Genomic DNA, 19,062 nt, shown 5'->3' on the forward strand with positions numbered 1-19,062 from the left:
GGCGGCGCCCGGCGCCGCCTGCTGTCATCCGCGTTCGCGCAGGTATGCCTCGAGTCGGGCGGCCCCGGTCAGCATGGCGCGCCCGCGCGCCGACAGCCGGGCGCGCCAGTCGCGCAGGGCGGCCTCCAGCGGCTCCAGGCCGCCGGCCGCCCGCACCTGGGCGATCAGCGGGGCGATCTGCTCCAGCAGGTAGCCGCCCCGCCTGAGCTGGTGGGTCAGCCGGGCGTCCCGCACGTCGGTCTCGTCGTAGACGCGGTATCCGGTCCGCGGGTCGCGGCGGGGGCGCACCAGCCCGGCGCGCTCCCATTTGCGCAGCGTCGCGGGCCGGATCCCGAGCCTGCCCGCCAGCGGCCCGATGAGCGTGCCGCCGGGCTCGGACGCCGCGGCCGTCCTGGCCGCCGCGCCGGTCTCCAGGTCGCGAAGGGCGTTCTCCACGGCCTGCAGGGTCCGGCGGTCGTCCAGGAGCCGGGCGTGGCTTTCGTCGATGAGCCGGAACGCCTCCTCGACCGCGCCCCGGTTGACCGCCCGCATGATCGACGCGGCCGTCTGGTGGCCGTGGCCGGGCACCAGGGCCAGGAACGCGCTCAGGGCCAGCGCGTGCAGCGGGGTGTAGATGCGGTGGCCGCTGGCCGTGCGACCGGCGGCGGGAAGGATGCCGGCCTCCTCGTAGTTCCGGACCGCCTGCGTGGACAGGCCGTGCTCGCGCGCCAGATCGACCGGCCTGAGTCGTTTCGTGCCCCGGGGGTCTGGTCCCATGCTCCTGCCAACGCCGCGTCGAAGTCTCAAAACCCAACCGGACGATACCGCCGAGGCCCGGTGCCCCGGGCGCACCGGACACCGCCGCCGGGGCCGTGCTCCCGCCCACCCCGCCCGGCTGGCGGCGTGGACGGGACGGTGCCGACGCCCCCTGCAACGACCGGCCGTGCGGCGGCGGCCGGCACTGTCCTGCTCGGCGGAGCACACCCCGCGCATATCCGGGCTTGTCCGCCGACGTGCCGGGTGTGCAGGCGCTGCCGGTCGAGGCGTGGTTCCTCAAGTGCGCCGACCGCCGCCACCGGGAGCGTGCTCTCCTCCCCCGGCTCGGCTGGTGGCGTGGCGGGACGGTGCCGACGCGGGCCCCCTACGGGCCCGGCACCCGATGAGCGGCTAAACCGTTGGCTGTGCGGTCGCGTCGATCAATAGCGATCCGCACCCAGTTCCCGCCGGGATCGACCACGGCGAACCCGCCCGCGGTGCCCTGTATGCGCCGCGGGCGGGTCATGCGCGGGGTTCCCGACACCGGGACCTTGCCGTAGGCGCGGCGCAGGCCCGCGGCGAACGCCGCGTGCAGCCCCTCGATGTCAGCGGAGAGCACGACCACGGTCGCCATGGACCGTCCCGGGTCGTGCTCGGGGACGAAGAAATGCAGTTCGATGCCGCCCCGGACGACGGCCGCGTACGGGTTGGGCCGCTGCTGGCGGTAGGTCACCTCGAAGCCGAGCGCCTCGTAGAACGGCAGCAGGTCGTCGAGGTCGCGGCAGGGCAGGCAGGGGATCACGGTCTCGGCTCGCACGTAAACATTGTACGACGTACAGAGATTTGGCTCGGACGCCGAGCCCCGACGGAGCCCGCAGCGATCTTGGTACGCTCCCGGGTCTTGCACGGGCTTCTCGACAGGACCTGGGGGATGACGAGCGCATGACCATCGGCTGGGACGCCGTCGCGGACGTCGACTGGAGCCGCCTGTTCCACGCCTACGGCGCGGCGACGGACACGCCGGCGCAGCTGCGGGCGCTGACCGGCGAGGACGCGGCGGCGCGCGGTCACGCGGTGGACCACCTGTGGGGCGCGGTGCTCCACCAGGGCACGCCCTGGGCGGTGACGGCGCCGGCGGCGCTGGTGGTGGCCGGGCTGCTGGCCGATCCGGCGACCGGCGCGCCGATCGCCGAAGGGGAGGCGCCGCTGCGGGCCACGCTGCTGCACTTCCTCGGACGGGTCGCCGAGGCGGGGCAGCCCGAGCTCGGCGACGACGAACTGCACGCGATGGCCTTCCCCGCGGACGTCGACGAGAGGGCCGTCCGGGCGGCCTGGGACGCGATGCTCGACGGCGACTGCGACTGCGCCTACGACGAGGACTGCACCTGCGACGACGACCCCGAAGCCGACTCGGCGGATGACGAGGACGTCCCCGAGCCCGACCCGGACCTGATCGCCAAGGCCACCGACGCGATCATGGCGCGGGTGGTGGTGGACATCCGGTCCGCGGCCGCGGCCCTGCTGCCGCCGGTCGAGGCCGCGTTCACCGACGGCGATCCGCGGGTGCGGGTCAACGCGGTCGACGCGGCCTCGTCCCTGCTGGCGCTGCCGGGGCTGCGCGGCCGCCGCGGCGCGGTCGCGGCGAAGGTGGAGCAGGCCGCGCGGCGCGCCGTCCACCGGGACGAGCGGGCCGCGCTGGTGCTGTCGCTGGGATATCTGGGCGACAAGCCGCGCGGCCACCTGGCCGATCCCGACCCTGCGGTGCGGGCGTGCGCGGCGCTGGCGCCGACGCTGGCCGACGACGAGGCGGCCACCGAGGAGCTGCTGACCGCGCTGCGCCGTCCGGCCGAGGCGGACCGGTGGTTCACCGACCGGCCGCCGCAGATCCGGGCGCACGTGCGGTTCGCCCTGCTGGACGCGGTGCTGCGCCGCGTCGCCGACTTCGAGCGGCTGCTGCCGGCCGCCGTCGCGATCGCCGCGGTCACCACCCCGGCGTGCGCCGACTGGGACTGGGGGCGTCTGCTCGCCGCGGCGTTCCCCTCCCCCGGTGACCCGCCCGCGCCGCCCGCGCGCCTCACCGACGCCCAGCGCGCCTACCTGCGCGCGCTGGTGGCCAACGAGAAGCTGTGGGACGCCGGGAGCGGCAACGCCCGGCTGGCGTTCGACCAGGTCGGGCTGCCGCACGACCGCGACGCCTGCCGCCGTCTGGCCGAATCGCCGTCGTGATCGCCTCATGGCGACGCGCCGCCCTTCGGTCACACCGGCGCGCCGGGATCCGTCATAACGGTGACGGACCCGGTGAAGGAACGGTGACGGATGGACGATCGTGATCTGCCGGCCGCTCGCTTCGAGGAGCACCGCGACCATCTCAACGCCGTCGCCCACCGCATGCTGGGCTCGCTCAGCGAGGCCGAGGACGCCGTGCAGGAGGCGTGGCTGCGGCTGAGCCGCACGGATGCCGGCGAGGTGGCGAACCTGGGCGGCTGGCTGACCACGGTCGTCGGCCGGGGGTGCCTGGCCATGCTGCGGTCGCGCACCGCGCGGCGCGAGGAGCCGCTGGTGGAGCGGGGCCTGCCCGACCCGGTCGTCAGCCGCGCCGACGGGCCCGACCCCGAGCAGCAGGCGCTGGTGGCCGACGCGGTGGGGCCGGCGCTGCTGGTGGTGCTGCAGTCGCTGACGCCCGCCGAGCGGCTGGCGTTCGTGCTGCACGACATGTTCGGGGTGCCGTTCGAGGACATCGCCCCGATCGTGGACCGCACCCCGGCCGCGGCGCGCAAGCCGGCCAGCCGGGCGCGCGGCCGGGTGCGCGGTGCGGCCCCGGCGCCCGATCCGGACCCGCACCGCCAGCGTGCGGTCGTCGAGGCGTTCGTGGCGGCCGCGCGGGGCGGCGACTTCGAGGCGCTGCTGTCGGTGCTGGATCCGGACGTGGTGTTGCGAGCGGACACCGCGGGCCCGGGTGCGCTGACCGTGATCCGCGGGGCGGCGGCCGTGGCCCGGCGGGCGCTCACCTTCGCGCGGCTGGCCGAGTCCGCGCGTCCGGCGCTGGTGAACGGGGCGGCCGGGGTGGTGTCGACGCGCGACGGCCGCCCGTTCTCGGTGATGAGCTTCACCGTCCGCGACGGGCGGATCGTCGCGCTGGACGTCCTGGCCACCCCCGAGCGGCTGTCCGCGCTCGACCTGGCCGCCCTGGACGCGTCGTGACCCGCCGCGCAGGTCCGAACCTGCCGACGCGCCGCGGCCGCCGACGTGCAAGCGGGCCGACCGGACGGTGCCGCCTACACCCCGGCCGCCGGCGCCGCGGCGACGGATCGCGCCGCCCGCAGCGAGGCGCGGACGGCGTCGAGCAGCGCGCGCAGGCGGTGCGCCGGAAGCTCCAGCGGCGTGACGTCGCGGGCCCACGGCGCGGTGTCGGCGACCACGGTGCGCGCCTGCCGTTTGGTGAGGCCGTCGTGCAGGGCGGTCAGCTGGTCGCGCCAGGCGTTGGCGATCTTCCCGTGCGCCCGGTCCATGATCGCGCGTAGGACGCGGGCGGTGTCGTCGCCGCTGCCGGGCGGTGTGCGCACCGCGTCCACCACCGGGCCGCGGGCGGTCAGCTCGTACACCGGGCGCAGCAGCGCGGCGGCGTCCGGCAGGTCGTCCGGCGGTTCGGCCAGGAACACCCGCACGTGCTCGGCCCGCGTGGCCAGCAGCGTGCGCACCAGCGCCGGTTCCAGTCCCGGGGGCAGTGCGACGGCGGCGTGCCGGACGGCCGCCGCGTACGGTTTGGCCAGCCAGGTCGTCAGCCGGGCCCTGGGCACGCCCGAAAGGATGTGCTTGGGCCAGTCCCCCACCAGCACGCCGGGCCGCAGGTCGGCCAGGTCGTCGGCGGTGAGCCGCAGCGCGGCCCGGGATTCGACGGCCTGCGGGCCCTGGGTGTAGATCGCGGTGCCGAACCGTTCGGCGCGGGCGGTGGCGGCGGGCAGGCTCTTGCCGGTGGGGCGCAGCAGGTACAGGTCGGCGGCCGAGCCGATGGCCTCGGCGCCGAAGTACCGGTTGAAGTCGGGGTAGACGGCCTCGGTGACCAGGTTGAGGTCGCGCAGGGCGTTCTGGACCTTCAACGCGAGCGCGGGGGTGCGGTCGCTGGCCCCGTAGGCCAGCAGCACCCGGCCGTTGGCGTGGTCGCGCAGCCCCTCCAGGGCGCGGGCCACGAACAGCCCGACGCCCTCGGGCGTGTAGGGCGGGTCGGTGACGGCCAGGTCGGCGTGCGCGGCGGCCGACGGCGGCAGGCCCAGCCGCAGGTCGGCCCAGCGGGTCCGCACGTTGACGCCGAGGTCGGCGGCGCACGCGTCGATGTAGGCCAGAATGCGTTCGTCGACGTCGACGACGGTGGTCTCCACCCCGGGGTGGATCATGCCGACGGCCAGCGAGGTCAGGTCGTGGTCGCCCACGCACAGCAGCCGCGTGCCCGGCAGCCAGAACCGGGCGCCCAGCAGCAGCGCCCGCCGCACGACGGTGTCGGGCGTGGCGGCGACGTGGTCGAGGACGTGGCGGCCGCGCGGCGCCCGCCTGATGAGCGCGTCCATCCGTTCCACCGCGGCGGCGTGCTCGGGCAGCAGGTGCGCCACCGGGTCGGCGGGTTCGAGGGGGCGGTGCCCGGTGCGCAGGGCGGCGGTGATCTGTTCGGCCTGCTCGGGGGTGAGGCGGAACCGGCCGTCGCCCGCGTGTTCCAGGGACAGCGCCGCCAGCAGCGACTCCACCGACCGTCTGGGCGCGGCCGTCGCGCGGATCAGATCGGCCAGTGTCCACCACCGCCGGTCGGCCAGCAGGCTGAGCGCGGTGTGCGCGCGCCTGGGGTCGATGTCGGCGGCTACCGGCAGTCCCGGTGCTCCCCCTTCGCCCACCCGCAAATGCTATCGGCCGACCCCACCGAGGCCCACCGGGTGCGCCAGCCGTCGACGGCGTAGGGCCGCCGCGCCTGGTGTGCTGCCGTGGCGGGGCCGGGGTCAAACGGCCTGGGCGAGGGCCATGCCGCAGGAGGCGGCGCCCAGCCCGGCCGCGATCGAGGCGGCGGCGTTGAGCACCGCGCCGGTGCGGGCTCCGTCCTCGGCCAGCCGCAGCGTCTCGTAGCCGAAGGTGGAGTAGGTGGTGAGCGCGCCGCACAGGCCGGTGCCGGCCAGGGCCATCGCCGCGTGCCCGGCGGGCAGGGCGGCCAGAAAGCCCAGCAGCGCCGACCCGGTGACGTTGACGGTGAAGGTGCCCCAGGGGAAGACGCCGTCGTGGCGGGCCTGCACGAAGCGGTCGGCCAGGTACCGCAGCGGCGCGCCGACCGCCGCGCCCAGTGCGACGAGCAGCACGGTGGGGGCGCTCACCGCGCCTCTCCGCGGCGGCGCGGGAGCGCGCGGGCCAGGGTGCGCGTCAGGCGCACTCCGGTGAACACCGCGGCCAGTGCGGCGGCGGGGGTGGCGGCCAGGTAGAGCAGCGCGGTGCGGGGCGCGCCGGTCTGCAGGGCCTGCTGGACGTCGACGGCGTAGGCGGAGAAGGTGGTGAATCCGCCGAGCACGCCCACGCCCAGGAACGGCCGGACCAGCGGGTGCGCCTGCCGGATCTCGGTGATGGCGACCATGAGCACCCCGATCAGCAGGCATCCGGCGGTGTTGACGCCGAAGGTCGCCCAGGCGAAGCCGCCGGGTGCGTGGGGGAAGGCCGCGGTGAGGCCGTGGCGGGCGACCGCGCCCGCCGCCCCGCCGGCGGAGACGGCCGCCAGGGTCGCCCACGGCACAGGGCGCCGTGCGGGGGGCCGGTCGGTGTGCGGGCCGGGTCGCGTGGCGGTCCGGGTGTCGGGCATGCGGACTCCTACCGGTGTGTCGGTCGCATCGGTAGGGACCGTTGGCGTCCTTGCGGGCCAAGGACGCGGTTGCCCCGCTCGTGGGCGGGGGCGGTGGGCCCCACCACCGCTGCCTCGGGGGGCGCCCCCGGGGGCCGACCCCAGCATAGCGGCCCGCGGGGGCGGGTCAGAGGGCGGTGAAGGTGCAGGGCAGGCGCTTGATGCCGTTGATGAAACTGGACAGCAGCAGGTCGGGTTCGCCGTCGGCGCGGATGTCAGGCAGGCGGGTGAACAGCTCCCGGAACATGGCGGTGATCTCGAGGCGGGCCAGGTTGGCGCCCAGGCAGTAGTGCGGTCCGGGGCCGCCGAACCCGACGTGCGGGTTGGGCGAGCGGGTGATGTCGAACCGGTCGGGGTCGGGGAAGACGACCTCGTCGCGGTTGGCGGAGTTGTAGAACAGCATGACCTTGTCGCCGGCGCGCAGCCGGTGCCCGTTCAGCTCGTGGTCGCGGGTGAGGTTGCGGCGGAAGCAGATGACCGGGGTGCTGTAGCGGACGATCTCTTCGACGGCGCCGGCGATGTGCGCGTCGAAGTCGTCCAGCAGCAGGTCGCGCTGGTCGGGGTGGTCGGTGAGCAGTGCGAGGCCGTGGGCGATGGCGTTGCGGGTGGTCTCGTTGCCCGCCACCACCAGCAGCAGGAAGAACGTGCCGAACTCGCGGGCCGACAGCCGTTCGCCGTCGACGTCGGCGTTGACCAGCGCGGAGGTCAGGTCGCCGGTCGGCGCGGCGACGCGTTCGCGGCCGAGGCGGGCGGCCAGGCGGTGCAGTTCGCGGGCGGCCCAGGCGACCTTGGCCAGGCCCAGGCCGGTGCGCAGGCGGCCCATGTCGGGGGTGACGCCGGTGTACTCGGGGTCGGTGTTGCCCAGCACGATGTCGGTGAGCCGCACGACGCGCGGCTGGTGGCGGTCGGGGATGCCGAGCATGTCGCAGATGACCTCGACCGGCAGCCGGACGGCGACGTCGGCGACGAAGTCGCCGGGGCCGGAGGCGATGAGGTCGTCGACGATGCGGGCGGCGCGGCGGCGCACGTCGTCTTCGGTCTTGGCCAGCATCCGCGGGGTGAACGCGCGGGACACGATGCGGCGGATCTCGGCGTGCCGCGGATCGTCCATGTTGATCATGGAGTCGACGTAGCGGTTCAGCCGGCCGGGCGAGTCGATGACGCTGGTGGCGTTGGGCTCGCTGCTGAAGATCTGCGGGTTGCGGCTGGCCTCGGTGACGTCGGCGTGCCGCACCAGCGCCCAGTAGCCGTCGCCGCGCCGGGTGAACGGGACGGGCGGGTCGGGGTAGCGCACGGGTGCGGGCCGGGCGCGCAGCGCCGCGAACGCCGCGGCCCGCTCGTGCGGCGGGCGCGCCCAGAACCGCAGGTCGCTGAGGTCGATGTCGTCGATCGCCGGACCGGTCCGCTCGGTGGTCACCGCCGCGTCACCTTCCCTCGTCGCTGCCCCCAATGCTAAGTAAGCGCTCAATTACGTCAATGCCCTTTATGTCCACTGTGACCGGATAGATGGCGACGCCTGCCCGGCCCCGCCCCGGCGACGGACGATCGGGAACCGGCTCCGCCGGCGGGCGCGACGGTGTATTTAAGTACTTAGCAAAATCTCTAATTGCATGGGAGGGATCGTGTCCGACCCGCGAACCGACGACCGCGACGCAGCCGCGCCCGCCGGCGGGGGCGGCGGTTCGGCCTACGACCGGCTGATCGGCCTGCTGGAGGCGGGCGGCGCCCGCTACCGGCTCATCGACCACGAGCCCGAGGGCCGCACCGATCTGGTCAGCGCGATGCGCGGCAACGATCCGGCGCAGGCGGCCAAGTGCATCGTGGTGATGGTGAAGCTGGACAAGAAGACGCGGCGGCACGTGCTGGCGGTGGTGCCCGGGGACCGGCGCGTGGACCTGGGCGCGGTCAAGCGGCTGCTGGGCGGCGGCTACGCGGGGTTCGCGTCCGCCGAGACCGCCGAGCGGCTGGCGGGCAGCGTGAGCGGGACCATCCTGCCGTTCTCCTTCCATCCCGACCTGGAGCTGGTGGCGGACCCGGCGCTGCTGGAACACGCGGAGATCTTCTTCAACGCCGCGCGGCTGGACCGGTCGATGGCGCTGGACACCGCCGACTACCGGCGGCTGGCGCGTCCGCGGTTGGCCGCGATCGCCCAGCCGCCCGCCGCCCCGGCGGCCGGTTCGGCGAACGGTTCGGCGGGCGGTTCGGCGGGCGGTCCGGCAGGGGGTTCGCGGGACGGTCAGCGGGCGTAGCCGAGGCCGTGCCCGAACGGGTACAGGGTCCGGCCGGAGTCGCCGGCCGCCGGGATCGCCACCGGCAGCCTGCCCGACGGCGCCAGCTCGCCGAACAGCACCTTGACCGCCGACCGCAGCGCCTCGGCGGTGTAGGAGTAGGTGGCCAGGTAGGTCGGCGCCTCGGTGAAGTGGGCGATGTCGTAGGGGTCGCGCACGGCGATGACCACCACGGGTTTTCCGGTGGCGACCAGCGCCTTGACCAGGTCGGCCTGCCCGGGCCCGTTGTGGGGTTCGGTGAGCGTGGACGGTTCGGCGTCCCATGCGCGGTTGGTGACGGCGACCACCAGGTCGGCGTCGCGGGCCGCGGCGGCGGTGGCGTCGATGGTCTGCCGGGTGGGGCTCAGCCCCGTCTCGCGCACGGTGGCGGCGGCGCCGCGGCGGGCGAGTTCGTCGGCGAGTGTGCGGGTCGTGGCGGCGCCCCATCCGGCGACCAGCACGTCGCGGGCGCCGGGGCGCAGCGGCAGCAGCCCGGCGTCGTTCTTGACCAGGGTGGTGGTGCGGTCGGTGGCGCGCTGGGCGGCGGCCAGGTGCGCGGGGGCGCCGACGATGCGGTCCACCTTGGACTCGTCGGCGAACGGGTCGCGGAACAGGCCGCGCTTGCGTTTGAGCTCCAGGACGCGGTAGACGGACTCGTCGAGGCGGCGTTCGGACAGCTCGCCGCCGCGGACGGCCTCGACCACGGCGCGCAGCTGGGTGGGGAACAGTCCGGTCCCGGCGGTGTCGGCGGGCGGTTTGAGCAGCATGTCGGCGCCGGCCTTGAGCGCCAGCACGGGGATGCGGTCGTCGCCGTACGTGTCGCGCACGCCCTGCATGTCCAGGGCGTCGGTGACGATGACGCCGCGGTAGCCGAGCCGCTGGCGCAGGATGCCGGTCAGGATGGGCCGCGACAGGGTGGCCGGGTCGCCGGACGGGTCGAGGGCGGGCACGACCAGGTGCCCGGTCATGATGGCGTCGACGCCGCGTTCGACGGCCGCGCGGAACGGCGGCAGGTCCAGCCGCTCCCACTGCTCGCGAGTGTGCTCGATCCGCGGCACCCCGGTGTGGCTGTCGGTGCGGGTGTCCCCGTGGCCGGGGAAGTGCTTGACGGTGGGTGCCACGCCGCCGGCGCCGTACCCGTCGATCTGCGCGGTGACCATGCGCGACACCAGGGCCGGGTCGGATCCGAACGACCGCACGCCGATGACGGGGTTGGCGGGGTTGACGTTGACGTCGGCGACCGGGGCGTAGTCGGCGTTGACGCCGAGGGCGCGCAGTTCCCGCGCGGTGATCGCGGCCAGGGCGCGGGCGTCGGCGGGGCGGCGGCCGGCGGCCAGCGCCATGGCGCCCGGCGACTGGGTGGCCGGCGGCTGCACGCGGGCGACGATGCCGCCCTCCTGGTCGATGGAGATCAGGGCGGGGACGGGGACGCGCTGGGCCAGGGCGGCGCGCTGGATGCCGTTGGAGAAGGCGGCCAGCTGGCGGGGGTCGTCGACGTTGGCGGGGTCGGCGCCGTAGTAGATGATGCCGCCGGGCTTGTAGCGGGCGATGAGCTGGGCGGCGTTGTCGACGCCGTACAGGCGGCGGTTGCGGGCCACGTCCGCGGGGTCGGCGGTGTCGGCGCTCTTGCCGTACACCTGCAGCACGAACAGCTGGGCGGCCTTCTCCTCCAGGGTCATCGCCTTGATGATCCGCGTCAGCCGCGGGTCCTGGCCCGGGGCGGCGAGGGCCGCCGGCGCGGCGCCCAGGGCAGTGGCGCCCAGGGTGGCGGCCAGTGTGGTGGCGGCCAGGAGGGACAGGCGTCGGCGACGGTGCATGACGGCTCCCTGCGGTGGCTGCGTGGCCGCCCCCGACGACCATGATCATGTGTTCTTTCGGGACGCTAGACAGCCGTGCGGGGCCCGTCAACGGCAGACGTTCACGATGTCGCCCGCCGCGGGAGAGCGCCGCCGTCACCCGGTCCGCGGTCGCGCTGCGCCCGGAGGGGCGCGCTGGGCGGGGTTGTGAAGGCGGGACGGGCGGCCGGCGCGTGCACCGGAGTTGTGACCGTCTTACAAACGGTTGCCTTGCCAGACCTGGAATCTGGGGTCCATCCGGTGCGCCCGGCTCAGTTCCCATCCGCCATTCAAGTGGGCGCGGGGCCGCGAGGCAACCGGTTTACGCCGTGGCCCCCGACACGCCGTCGGGCGCCGCCGGTGCCCGGGTCACTGCGGGGTGTCGACGGGCCAGGGGGCGAACAGGGACGCGTACACGGCGCGGTCGCCGTCGGTGACGACCTGCCCGGACAGGTGGTCGCCGGTGACGGTGGACAGCCGCAGGCCGAGGTAGCGCTCCTCCTCGGTGAGCTCGACGGGGCCGGTGGGCACGTCGGCCAGCCACTGGGCGATCTGCGCGATGCGGGCGGCGCGGTCGCGGTCGAGCGCGGCGCGCAGTTCCGACAGGCTGGTGGCCGGGAACGGCCGCGCGCCCGCGGGCGCCCCGGCGGGCGGCTGGGTCTGGGCGTGCCGCTGTTCGGCGTGCCAGGCGGCGACGCCGTAGGCGAAGCAGACCAGCGCGGTCCACACGTCGGCGAAGTAGCCGGGGTCGGGCGCCAGCTCCAGCCCGGCCAGGCGCCCGTCGATGAAGAACAGGGCGCCCAGCTGCCCGGGCTGCAGTTCCAGGCGGCTTTGGAACTGGGTGAGCACGGGGCGTTTGCGCGACAGGATCTGCTCCAGGTGCCCGCGCGCCGGCAGGCCGTAGCCGCGGTTGAGGGCGGCGATGTCGGCCCACAGCTTGGAGAAGTCGTGCACACCGCGCCGCTGCAGCGCGCGGGTGCGCAGTTCGACGGGCAGGATGAAGAACCACTGGTCGCGTTCGGTGAGGTAGCCGCTCTGGGCGGCCTGGACGCAGGCGGCGTCCTCGAACATCAGGGTCTGCCCGGCGGCGATGAACGCCGAGCGGCACAGGGCGTGGTTCTGCGCGGCGTCCTGGATGTAGCCCATGTGCAGCGGGACGATCGCCACGCCGTCGGCGGCGCCGTTGCGCAGTTCGACGCGGCCGTAGCCGTCGACGCGCACGAGTTTGAGGGCGCGGCGGGGCGGGGCGATGCCGGGGTAGGCGGGCCCGGAGATGGGGACCATGGTCAGCGCCCCGGCGCGCTGCGGGGTGCCCAGGCGGTGTCCGGCCAGGCTGAGCGGGCCGGGCATGAGGGTGTCCAGCGTGGCGGGTGCGGCGCCGGGGGTGTCGCTGTTCGTCATGCGGCGATCCCTCCGATCTGTGCGGCCTGCCGGTCCAGGGCGTCCAGGCGGGCGTGCAGGGCGGCGCGCAGCCACGGCTCGCCGGCGGTGCAGTGCCCGAACATCCACGGCAGCAGTTCGTCGAAGTCGTCCTGGTGCCAGAAGCCGCGTTGCGGCAGTGCGGGGGCGGGACGGCGCAGGGTCAAATCGTCGGTCCGGGTGAACATGGCGTGGCAGAACAGCACGGGGGTGGTGACGCCCGCGTGCGGCAGGGTGGCGGCGACGCGGGCCAGGTCGCCGGGGAAGACGTTCTCGTAGCCGTCGGACACCACGGCGACCAGGTCGGGGCCGGCGGCCAGCGCGTCCAGCACACCGGTGGCCAGGTCGGTGGCGCCGCGGGGGACGCGTTCGTCGCCGCCGACCTCCACGACCTCCAGCCGGTCGCAGACGCGCGACAGCACCATGCGCAGCGCGGCGGCCTGCGACATCAGCGCCCACCGGCGTTCGCCGTAGCCGCGCATGGAGGCCGAGGCGTCCAGGACGAGCCCGACGGTGCCGGGGAAGCGGGGGTAGCCGGCGACGGCGTCGGCCAGGTAGCGGTCGAGCGCGACGTACAGCTCCTCGGCGGGGCCGCCCCGGTACAGGTGGACGAGGGTGGCGGCGATGTCGCCGCGGTTGGTGGCGGTGACGGTGCCGGGGTGGGGCGGTGTGCGTTCGACGGCGAGCACGGGTTCGCGGGGGGCGGCGGGCTGCTGCCGCGGGTTCGCCTGCGGGTCGGCCGCGTACAGCGCCGGGACGCGGCGGAGGGCGTGGTGGGGTGCGGTCAGGAACCGCAGCAGGCGCCGTTGCAGGTAGTCCGAGCCGGTGTCGCCGTCGGCGATGCGGCGGGCGCAGCCGCGTGCGGTGGCCTTGCCGAGGGCGTGTTCGAAGCAGTCGCGCAGGGCGGGGCGGCGGGCGGCGATGAGGGCGTCGGCGTGGGGGTGCTCGAGGACGAACCGCAGTGCGGCGCGGGTGGTGTGCTTGTGGTTGGCGCGCAGGCGGCGCAGGCCCAGCAGCACGGTGATGACGTGGGCGGGCGGCAGCGCCAGGGTGAGCACGCGGGCGAGGCGGGCCAGGGTGGTGCGGGTGGCGTCGTCGAGTCCGGCCTGGGAGGCGGCCAGCACCTGCAGCAGGACGCGGGCGCGCTGCCAGGGCCGCACGCCGGGGGCCAGGCCGAGCAGCGCGTAGCCCTCGGGGTCGGCGGTGTAGGCGGCCTTGTGCAGGTCGGCGTCGTCCCAGCGCAGGGTGCCGCCTCGGGGCAGCGTGAGCGGGACGGCGTGCGTCTCCAGGTGGGTGAGGAGTGTGGGGGTGTCCATGATTGCCTCCGCAACCACGGAGTTTAGGAAGGCGGACGATCAGCTTGATACCGATTTTCCGGGGCGGGGCTGCGGCTCGGGCGTCTGCGCCGACGCGGCGGTGTCGGCCGGGGGGCCGCCCTCGTCAGCGGGCTCGTCGGCGCCCTCGTCGGCGCCCTCGTCGGCGGGCTGGGCGGCGGGCTGGGCGGCGTAGCCGCCGATGCCGCGTTCCAGCAGGTCGAAGGCGCGTTCGGTGGCGGCGTAGACGTCGCGGCGCATATCCTCCAGCGATTCGCCGGCCATCTTGCGCTGCAGGATCTGCTCGATGAGCGTCTGCTGCACGGCGAAGATCATGGCGGCGGCGGCGCGGGCGGTGATGTCGTCGGGGTCGGCGTCGGTCTCGTCGGCGAAGGCGGCGGCCAGCCGGCGCTGCGCGCGGTGGCCGATCTCCAGCTGCTTGGCGGTCAGGGCGGGGCTCTCCCGGACGGCGCGGGCCCAGGTCTCCGAGCCCTCGTGGAACCCGGTCTGGTAGGCGTTGCGGTCCAGGCCCTCCCGGAAGTGGCGGCGGAACACCGCGACGGCCGACTCGCCGGGGGCGCGGTCGGCGAACACGCGCGCCGCGTGCTCGATGATCTCTTCCTGCCGGTCGAAGAACAGGTCCTCTTTGGTGCCGAAGTAGTTGAAGACGGTGTTGACCGACACGTCGGCGGCGCGGGCCACGTCGGCGATGGTGACGTTGTCGTAGCCGCGCGTCAGGAACAGGCCGGTGGCGATGTCGGCGATGCGCCGCCTGGTCTGGCGCTTCTTGCGTTCGCGCAGGCCGAGGCGTTCGGCGTCGGGCGCGTCCCCTCCCCCGGTCCCGTGATCGTCCGCCATGCCAGGGATTCTAACCGCGCTGGTGTCGCCGAAAACTTGGTGTGACTCCAAATTTGTGGTTACGCTACCGGCGTTTCCCCCCATCCGATCCTGGAGGAAGACGTGATCAAGGCGAGCGGGCTGGCCCGCACCTTCACCACCAGGCGCGGCACCGTGGAGGCGGTGCGCGGCGTCGACCTGTCCGTGGCGCCCGGCGAGATCGTGGGGTTCCTGGGCCCCAACGGCGCGGGCAAGACCACCACGCTGCGGATGCTGACCACGCTGCTGGCGCCCACCGCCGGCACCGCCACGGTCGCCGGGCACGACCTGCGCACCGACGCGGCGGGCGTGCGGCGCCGCATCGGCTACGTGGCGCAGGGCGGCGGCGCCGCCCCGGCCGTCCCGGTCGGCGAGGAGCTGGACCTGCAGGCCCGCCTGTACGGCGTGCCCGACCGCGCCGCGCGCATCGCCGACCTGTGCGCCCGGCTGGAGCTGGAGGGCCTGCTGGACCGCCCGGCGCAGACGCTGTCGGGCGGGCAGCGCCGCCGCCTGGACATCGCGCTGGGGCTGGTGCACCGCCCGCCGCTGGTGTTCCTGGACGAGCCGACCACCGGCCTGGACCCGCACAACCGCGGCAACCTGTGGGAGCACATCCGCCGCATGCGCGACGAGGACGGCACCACGGTGTTCGTGACCACGCACTACCTGGAGGAGGCCGACGCGTTGTGCGACCGGATCCTCATCATCGACCACGGGCGGATCGTGGCCGAGGGCACGCCGGACGAGCTCAAGCGCCGCGTCTCCGGCGACGTGGTGACCCTCGAGCTGGCCGACGCGCGCCCCGCCGCCGGGGCGGGCGAAGGTGCGCGCGGGCAGGCCGGCGGGGCCGTGCGTGCGCGTGCCGCGCTGGCGGAGCTGCCGCAGGTGCGCGAGGCGGTGGTGTCCGGCTCGTCGGTGCGGCTGACCGTCGACCAGGGCGACCTGGCGCTGCCGCAGGTGGTGCGTGCGCTGGACGCGGCGGGGGTGGAGATGACGGCGCTGCGGATGACGCGTCCCACCCTCGACGACGTGTTCCTCACCATCACCGGCCGGTCGCTGCGCGACGCCGCCGCCTGAACCCCGTGACACCGGCGATGAGCACGACGGCGGGCCCGACGATGGACCCGACGATGGACCCGACGATGGGCCAGACGATGGGCATGACACTGACGAGGAGGAGTTCCCGTGGATCTGCGACGCACTGTGCGTGACACGCGCCTGCTGTACATGCGTCATCTGCGCGTGACGCTGCGCGCCAGGGTGGCGGTGGTGTTCGGGGTGCTGCAGCCGCTGCTGTACCTGCTGCTGTTCGGTCCGCTGCTGACGCGGCTGAGCGGCGTGCGCGGGTTCGGCGACCACGACGCCTGGCAGGTGTTCGTGCCGGGTGTGCTGGTGCAGCTGGTGCTGCTCAGCGCGGGCTATGTGGGGTTCGGGCTGATCGCCGACCTGCGCGCGGGCGTGGTGGACCGGCTGCGCGTCACGCCGGTCAGCCGGGTGGCGCTGCTGCTGGGCCTGGTGCTGCGCGACACCACGGTGCTGGCCGTGCAGGCGGTGCTGCTGCTGGCCGCCGGGGTGGCGCTGGGGCTGCGCGCGCCGGTGGCCGGGCTGGCGGTGGGCGCGGCGCTGGTGCTGCTGCTGGCGGTCGGTGTCGCCTCGCTGTCGTACCTGCTGGCGCTGGTGACGCGGCGGGAGGACGGGTTCGCGCCGCTGCTGGGGGCGGTGGTGCTGCCGCTGATGCTGCTGTCGGGGATGCTGCTGCCGATGAGCATGGCGCCGGGCTGGCTGGACGTGGTGTCGCACTTCACGCCGTTCAGGTACGTGGTGGACGCGGTGCGCGCCGCGTTCGTCGGCGACTACGCCTCGGTGGCCGTCGCAGAGGGCGCGGCGGTGACGGCCGTGCTGGTGGTGGTGTCGGTGGCGTTGGGGACCCGGCGGTTCTTGCGCGAGAACGCCTGACGGCGGCGCCCGGACCCGGGGGTCAGCGGCTGAGGGCGTGCGTGGCGGCCGCGTCCCCCGGGTCGTCCGGGTCGCCTTCGGGGACGTGGCCGCCCGCGGCGACGGATGCGTTGGCGGTGACCGGGCCGCCGGCGGCGGGCCCGGCGGCGGGGGACGCAGTGTCGGCGGGCATGGCGTCGGCGGTGGCGCGCTGGGCGAGGAACGCGCCGACCAGCACGATCGCGCCGCCCGCCAGCTGCACCGGCGCGAGCCGTTCGCCCAGCGCGGCCCAGGCCAGCAGGGTGGCGGCCACCGCCTCGGTGTAGCAGATGGCGCCGGCGACCTGCGCCGACAGCCGCTGCACCGCGGCCACGCCGGTCAGGTAGGCCAGCACGGTGCTGACGACGATGATCCAGGCGGCCAGCAGCCAGGCGGGGGCGGTGTGGCCGCCGACGGCCACGGTGGCGGGCAGCACGTCCCACGGCAGCATCCAGGGCGCGGCGGGCACGACCAGCACGGCCGCCGAGACCACCGTGCCCGCCGTCGTCATCACCAGCGGGTCGACCTGGCCGGTGAGGCGGTCGATGAGCAGGAAGTACCCGGCCTGGCAGGCGGCGGCGCCCAGCCCGGCGGCCAGGCCCAGCGCGTCCAGCCGCAGGCCGTCCCACACCTGCACCACCATGGTCAGCCCGACCATCGCGACGGCGACGCCGGCGGCGGCCGAGCGGTGCACCGGTGCGCGCCGCACCAGCCGGGTCCAGCCCAGGACCAGGATCGGGCCGCAGAACTCCAGCAGGATGGCCACGCCGACGGGCAGCCGCGAGGCGGCCACGAAGTAGAACGCCTGCGCCCCGGCCACCCCGGTCAGCCCGTAGCCGACCACGTAGGGCAGGTGGGACCGCACCGAGCGCACCGCGCCGCGGCCGCGCAGCGCCAGCGCCAGCGGCACCAGCACCAGCGCCGCCCCGGCGATGCGCAGCCACACCGCCTGCCAGGGGGTGAGCCCGGCGTGGATGAGGGCCTTGCCGAACGGTCCGGACGCGCCGAAGCACACCGACGACAGCACCGCCAGCGACAGCCCCGCGGTGCGCGTGCGCGCGGCGTCCCGCATGGTCCTCCCCCTCTCCTGACGTACATGAGCATCCTGCCATAACACTCCTTACAGTGCGCTGTGGGGATCCGTCCGCCCCGTCCCGATCGGGGCGGCCTTCCCCGGAACCACCGGGCACGCCACCGGGGAGGACTACTATTCGCGGAGTGAACTGGCACGCGGCCGGGTCGGGACTCGGCGGAACTGGGGGCGGAACGGCCGGCGACCTCTTCACCGCGGTGGAGGCCAACGTACGGGAGCTGGTCGCCTCGCCCTGGTGGCGCACGGCCCCGCCGCAGCAGCGCGCCGAGCAGGTCGTGGCGCGGATGCTGTGGGGCTCGGGCGAGTGGTGGCTGTTCGGCGCCTGGGGGCGCTGGTACCGCTGCGGCCTGGACGGCGTCTGGCATCCCTGCCCTCCCCCCGCCGACCCGGCGGAACGGCGCGTCGCCCAGCCCGCGCCGCGCGGCGCGGGCGCTCCCCCGGTGCCGCCGCAGCTGTTCCCCACCGGCCCCGACCTGACCGCCGGGCGCGTCGCCTCCCTGGGGTTCCTCGGAGCGCCGCCGGAGACCGCGGTGGTCGCCCGCATCCAGCAGGCGCTGACCACGGCGTGGGCGGTCAACCCCGCGCAGTTCGCCCAGCAGGACCCCATGTTCCAGCCCGGCACCCCCAGCACCGTGGTGGCGGCCTGGAGCGCGCTGCTGTGGTGCGCGGGCGCCCCGGTGGTGCTGACGGAGAACCCGCTGATCGAGTCGTTCATCCCGTTTTTGACCACGCCCGCCGAGCGGCTGCACTGGATGATGCCGCCCGACTTCGGCACCCTGGCCGGGTACTACACCAACCGGCTGCAGGCAGGCGACGGCGCCGGCGCCGCGCACATCGCGCGGGTCATGTACGAGGTGGCGGCGGGGCTGCAGGCCGACGCGCGGTTCCGTCCCGGCGCCGACGCGCTGGCGGCGGTGACGGCCGCGTCGCTGCGGCTGGTGCACCAGGACATGGCCACCGCCCGCTACGGGCCCGCGGCGATGCTGCAGGAGTGGCGGCGCCGCTGCCCCGCCGAGTTCTCCACCCCCATGGTGCGCGACGCCGCCCCCGGCGAGTACCTGCGGCTGGCGCTGTACGACCTGCAGCAGGTGGTGGCCGCGCTGACGGGGGCGCGCCCTCCGGTGCCGACGGGGGGCCGTGCGCACGACGACGTGCGCCGCGCCGGGATCGCGCTGCTGGCCGCCGACCTGCAGGCCGCGCCCAACGCGGTGCCCGCGCTGGGCCGCTGGCTGGACCCCGACAGCGCCCGCACCCTGCACGCGGTGCTGACCGACCCGGCCAACCCGCTGCGGCGGCTGTGGCCGCGCGACGGCCGCCTGCCCGAGGCGCTGCGCAGCACCGACGCCGACGCATTGTCGTGGCTGCTGGCCACCACCTACACCATCGGGCTGACCTGGTGCCGCCTGGCGCAGGTGCCGCCGCCCGCCACCGGGTTCGCGGTGCCGCAGGCGGTGGCGGCCGAGCTGACCGGCCCGGCGCTGCACACGCCGCCGTCCACCGACGAGCTGAGCGCCTGGGACATCATCAAGGCGGCGCGTGCGCATCTGGCCGCCGAGCGGCAGGCCGCCGAGAAGTCGGCCGACCAGCCCGTCGCCCCGCCCTCCCCCGAGCCGCCGCCCGCCCCTGCCGCCCAGCCGCCTGCGGCGGAGCCGCCGGGCGCCTCCGAGCCGCCCGCCGCACCCGCCGC

General features: G+C 75.3%; 17 protein-coding genes. 6 read left to right on the forward strand and 11 right to left on the reverse strand.

From position 1 onward, the window contains the following. Positions 1 to 24 precede the first annotated feature (24 nt). On the reverse strand, positions 25 to 756 hold the full coding sequence (locus ABD879_RS09150; protein WP_345019414.1) for a TioE family transcriptional regulator: 732 nt from the start codon (positions 754 to 756) through the stop codon (positions 25 to 27). Between the two features lie 364 nt (positions 757 to 1,120). Further along, on the reverse strand, positions 1,121 to 1,552 hold the full coding sequence (locus ABD879_RS09155) for a bleomycin resistance protein (protein WP_345019415.1): 432 nt from the start codon (positions 1,550 to 1,552) through the stop codon (positions 1,121 to 1,123). A gap of 125 nt (positions 1,553 to 1,677) precedes the next feature. Between ABD879_RS09155 and ABD879_RS09160 the strand changes: the two genes are divergently transcribed. Continuing rightward, entirely contained in the window at positions 1,678 to 2,961 is a 1,284-nt protein-coding gene (locus ABD879_RS09160) for a hypothetical protein (RefSeq protein WP_345019417.1), read from the forward strand. A gap of 90 nt (positions 2,962 to 3,051) precedes the next feature. Beyond that, positions 3,052 to 3,936, forward strand: coding sequence for a sigma-70 family RNA polymerase sigma factor (locus tag ABD879_RS09165; RefSeq protein ID WP_345019419.1), 885 nt, complete (start codon positions 3,052 to 3,054; stop codon positions 3,934 to 3,936). 74 nt (positions 3,937 to 4,010) lie between these two features. Here ABD879_RS09165 and ABD879_RS09170 read toward each other — a convergent pair whose 3' ends face one another. The 4 genes from ABD879_RS09170 to ABD879_RS09185 all read right to left on the reverse strand — a co-directional run bounded on the left by ABD879_RS09170 (position 4,011) and on the right by ABD879_RS09185 (position 8,015). Continuing rightward, positions 4,011 to 5,615: a bis-aminopropyl spermidine synthase family protein gene (locus ABD879_RS09170; RefSeq protein ID WP_345019421.1), complete on the reverse strand. Its 1,605-nt coding sequence runs from the start codon at positions 5,613 to 5,615 to the stop codon at positions 4,011 to 4,013. A gap of 102 nt (positions 5,616 to 5,717) precedes the next feature. Next, the gene (locus ABD879_RS09175) at positions 5,718 to 6,083 is read right to left on the reverse strand and encodes a fluoride efflux transporter FluC (RefSeq protein ID WP_345019423.1); all 366 of its coding nucleotides are present in this window, start codon (positions 6,081 to 6,083) and stop codon (positions 5,718 to 5,720) included. Continuing rightward, positions 6,080 to 6,559 carry a fluoride efflux transporter FluC gene (locus ABD879_RS09180; RefSeq protein ID WP_345019425.1) on the reverse strand — a complete coding sequence of 160 codons (480 nt, stop codon included), beginning with the start codon at positions 6,557 to 6,559 and terminating at the stop codon, positions 6,080 to 6,082. Before ABD879_RS09180 ends, ABD879_RS09175 begins: the two co-directional genes overlap by 4 nt. A 166-nt stretch (positions 6,560 to 6,725) precedes the next feature. Beyond that, positions 6,726 to 8,015, reverse strand: coding sequence for a cytochrome P450 (locus ABD879_RS09185; RefSeq protein ID WP_345019427.1), 1,290 nt, complete (start codon positions 8,013 to 8,015; stop codon positions 6,726 to 6,728). A 205-nt stretch (positions 8,016 to 8,220) separates the two neighbouring features. On the opposite strand from ABD879_RS09185, the gene ABD879_RS09190 reads away from it, so the two are divergent. After that, positions 8,221 to 8,847: a YbaK/EbsC family protein gene (locus ABD879_RS09190; RefSeq protein WP_345019429.1), complete on the forward strand. Its 627-nt coding sequence runs from the start codon at positions 8,221 to 8,223 to the stop codon at positions 8,845 to 8,847. Here the strand turns inward: ABD879_RS09190 and ABD879_RS09195 are convergent. The 4 genes from ABD879_RS09195 to ABD879_RS09210 all read right to left on the reverse strand — a co-directional run bounded on the left by ABD879_RS09195 (position 8,835) and on the right by ABD879_RS09210 (position 14,290). After that, positions 8,835 to 10,682 (reverse strand): glycoside hydrolase family 3 protein, encoded by a 1,848-nt coding sequence (locus ABD879_RS09195; RefSeq protein ID WP_345019431.1) that lies wholly within the window; start codon positions 10,680 to 10,682, stop codon positions 8,835 to 8,837. The genes ABD879_RS09190 and ABD879_RS09195 overlap by 13 nt on opposite strands. Positions 10,683 to 11,069: 387 nt before the next feature. Further along, positions 11,070 to 12,101: an ARPP-1 family domain-containing protein gene (locus ABD879_RS09200; RefSeq protein ID WP_345019433.1), complete on the reverse strand. Its 1,032-nt coding sequence runs from the start codon at positions 12,099 to 12,101 to the stop codon at positions 11,070 to 11,072. Further along, positions 12,098 to 13,435 (reverse strand): vWA domain-containing protein, encoded by a 1,338-nt coding sequence (locus ABD879_RS09205; protein ID WP_345019435.1) that lies wholly within the window; start codon positions 13,433 to 13,435, stop codon positions 12,098 to 12,100. The genes ABD879_RS09200 and ABD879_RS09205 overlap by 4 nt, the downstream gene beginning before the upstream one ends. Before the next feature lie 39 nt (positions 13,436 to 13,474). Beyond that, positions 13,475 to 14,290: a TetR/AcrR family transcriptional regulator gene (locus ABD879_RS09210; protein ID WP_345019437.1), complete on the reverse strand. Its 816-nt coding sequence runs from the start codon at positions 14,288 to 14,290 to the stop codon at positions 13,475 to 13,477. Between the two features lie 102 nt (positions 14,291 to 14,392). Between ABD879_RS09210 and ABD879_RS09215 the strand changes: the two genes are divergently transcribed. Both ABD879_RS09215 and ABD879_RS09220 read left to right on the forward strand, forming a co-directional pair. Continuing rightward, complete coding sequence (locus tag ABD879_RS09215) at positions 14,393 to 15,385, forward strand: ATP-binding cassette domain-containing protein (RefSeq protein ID WP_345019439.1); 993 nt, start codon at positions 14,393 to 14,395, stop codon at positions 15,383 to 15,385. Positions 15,386 to 15,511: 126 nt separating this feature from the next. Beyond that, positions 15,512 to 16,264: an ABC transporter permease gene (locus tag ABD879_RS09220; RefSeq protein ID WP_345019441.1), complete on the forward strand. Its 753-nt coding sequence runs from the start codon at positions 15,512 to 15,514 to the stop codon at positions 16,262 to 16,264. Between the two features lie 22 nt (positions 16,265 to 16,286). On the opposite strand, the gene ABD879_RS09225 is transcribed toward ABD879_RS09220, so the two are convergent. Then, positions 16,287 to 17,354: an EamA family transporter gene (locus ABD879_RS09225; RefSeq protein ID WP_345019443.1), complete on the reverse strand. Its 1,068-nt coding sequence runs from the start codon at positions 17,352 to 17,354 to the stop codon at positions 16,287 to 16,289. Between the two features lie 146 nt (positions 17,355 to 17,500). Here ABD879_RS09225 and ABD879_RS09230 point away from each other — a divergent pair. Further along, the coding region (locus ABD879_RS09230; RefSeq protein WP_345019445.1) for a hypothetical protein at positions 17,501 to 19,062 on the forward strand (1,562 nt) is incomplete at its 3' end.

This window comes from Actinomadura keratinilytica (genome assembly GCF_039539665.1).
GTDB lineage: Bacteria > Actinomycetota > Actinomycetes > Streptosporangiales > Streptosporangiaceae > Spirillospora > Spirillospora keratinilytica.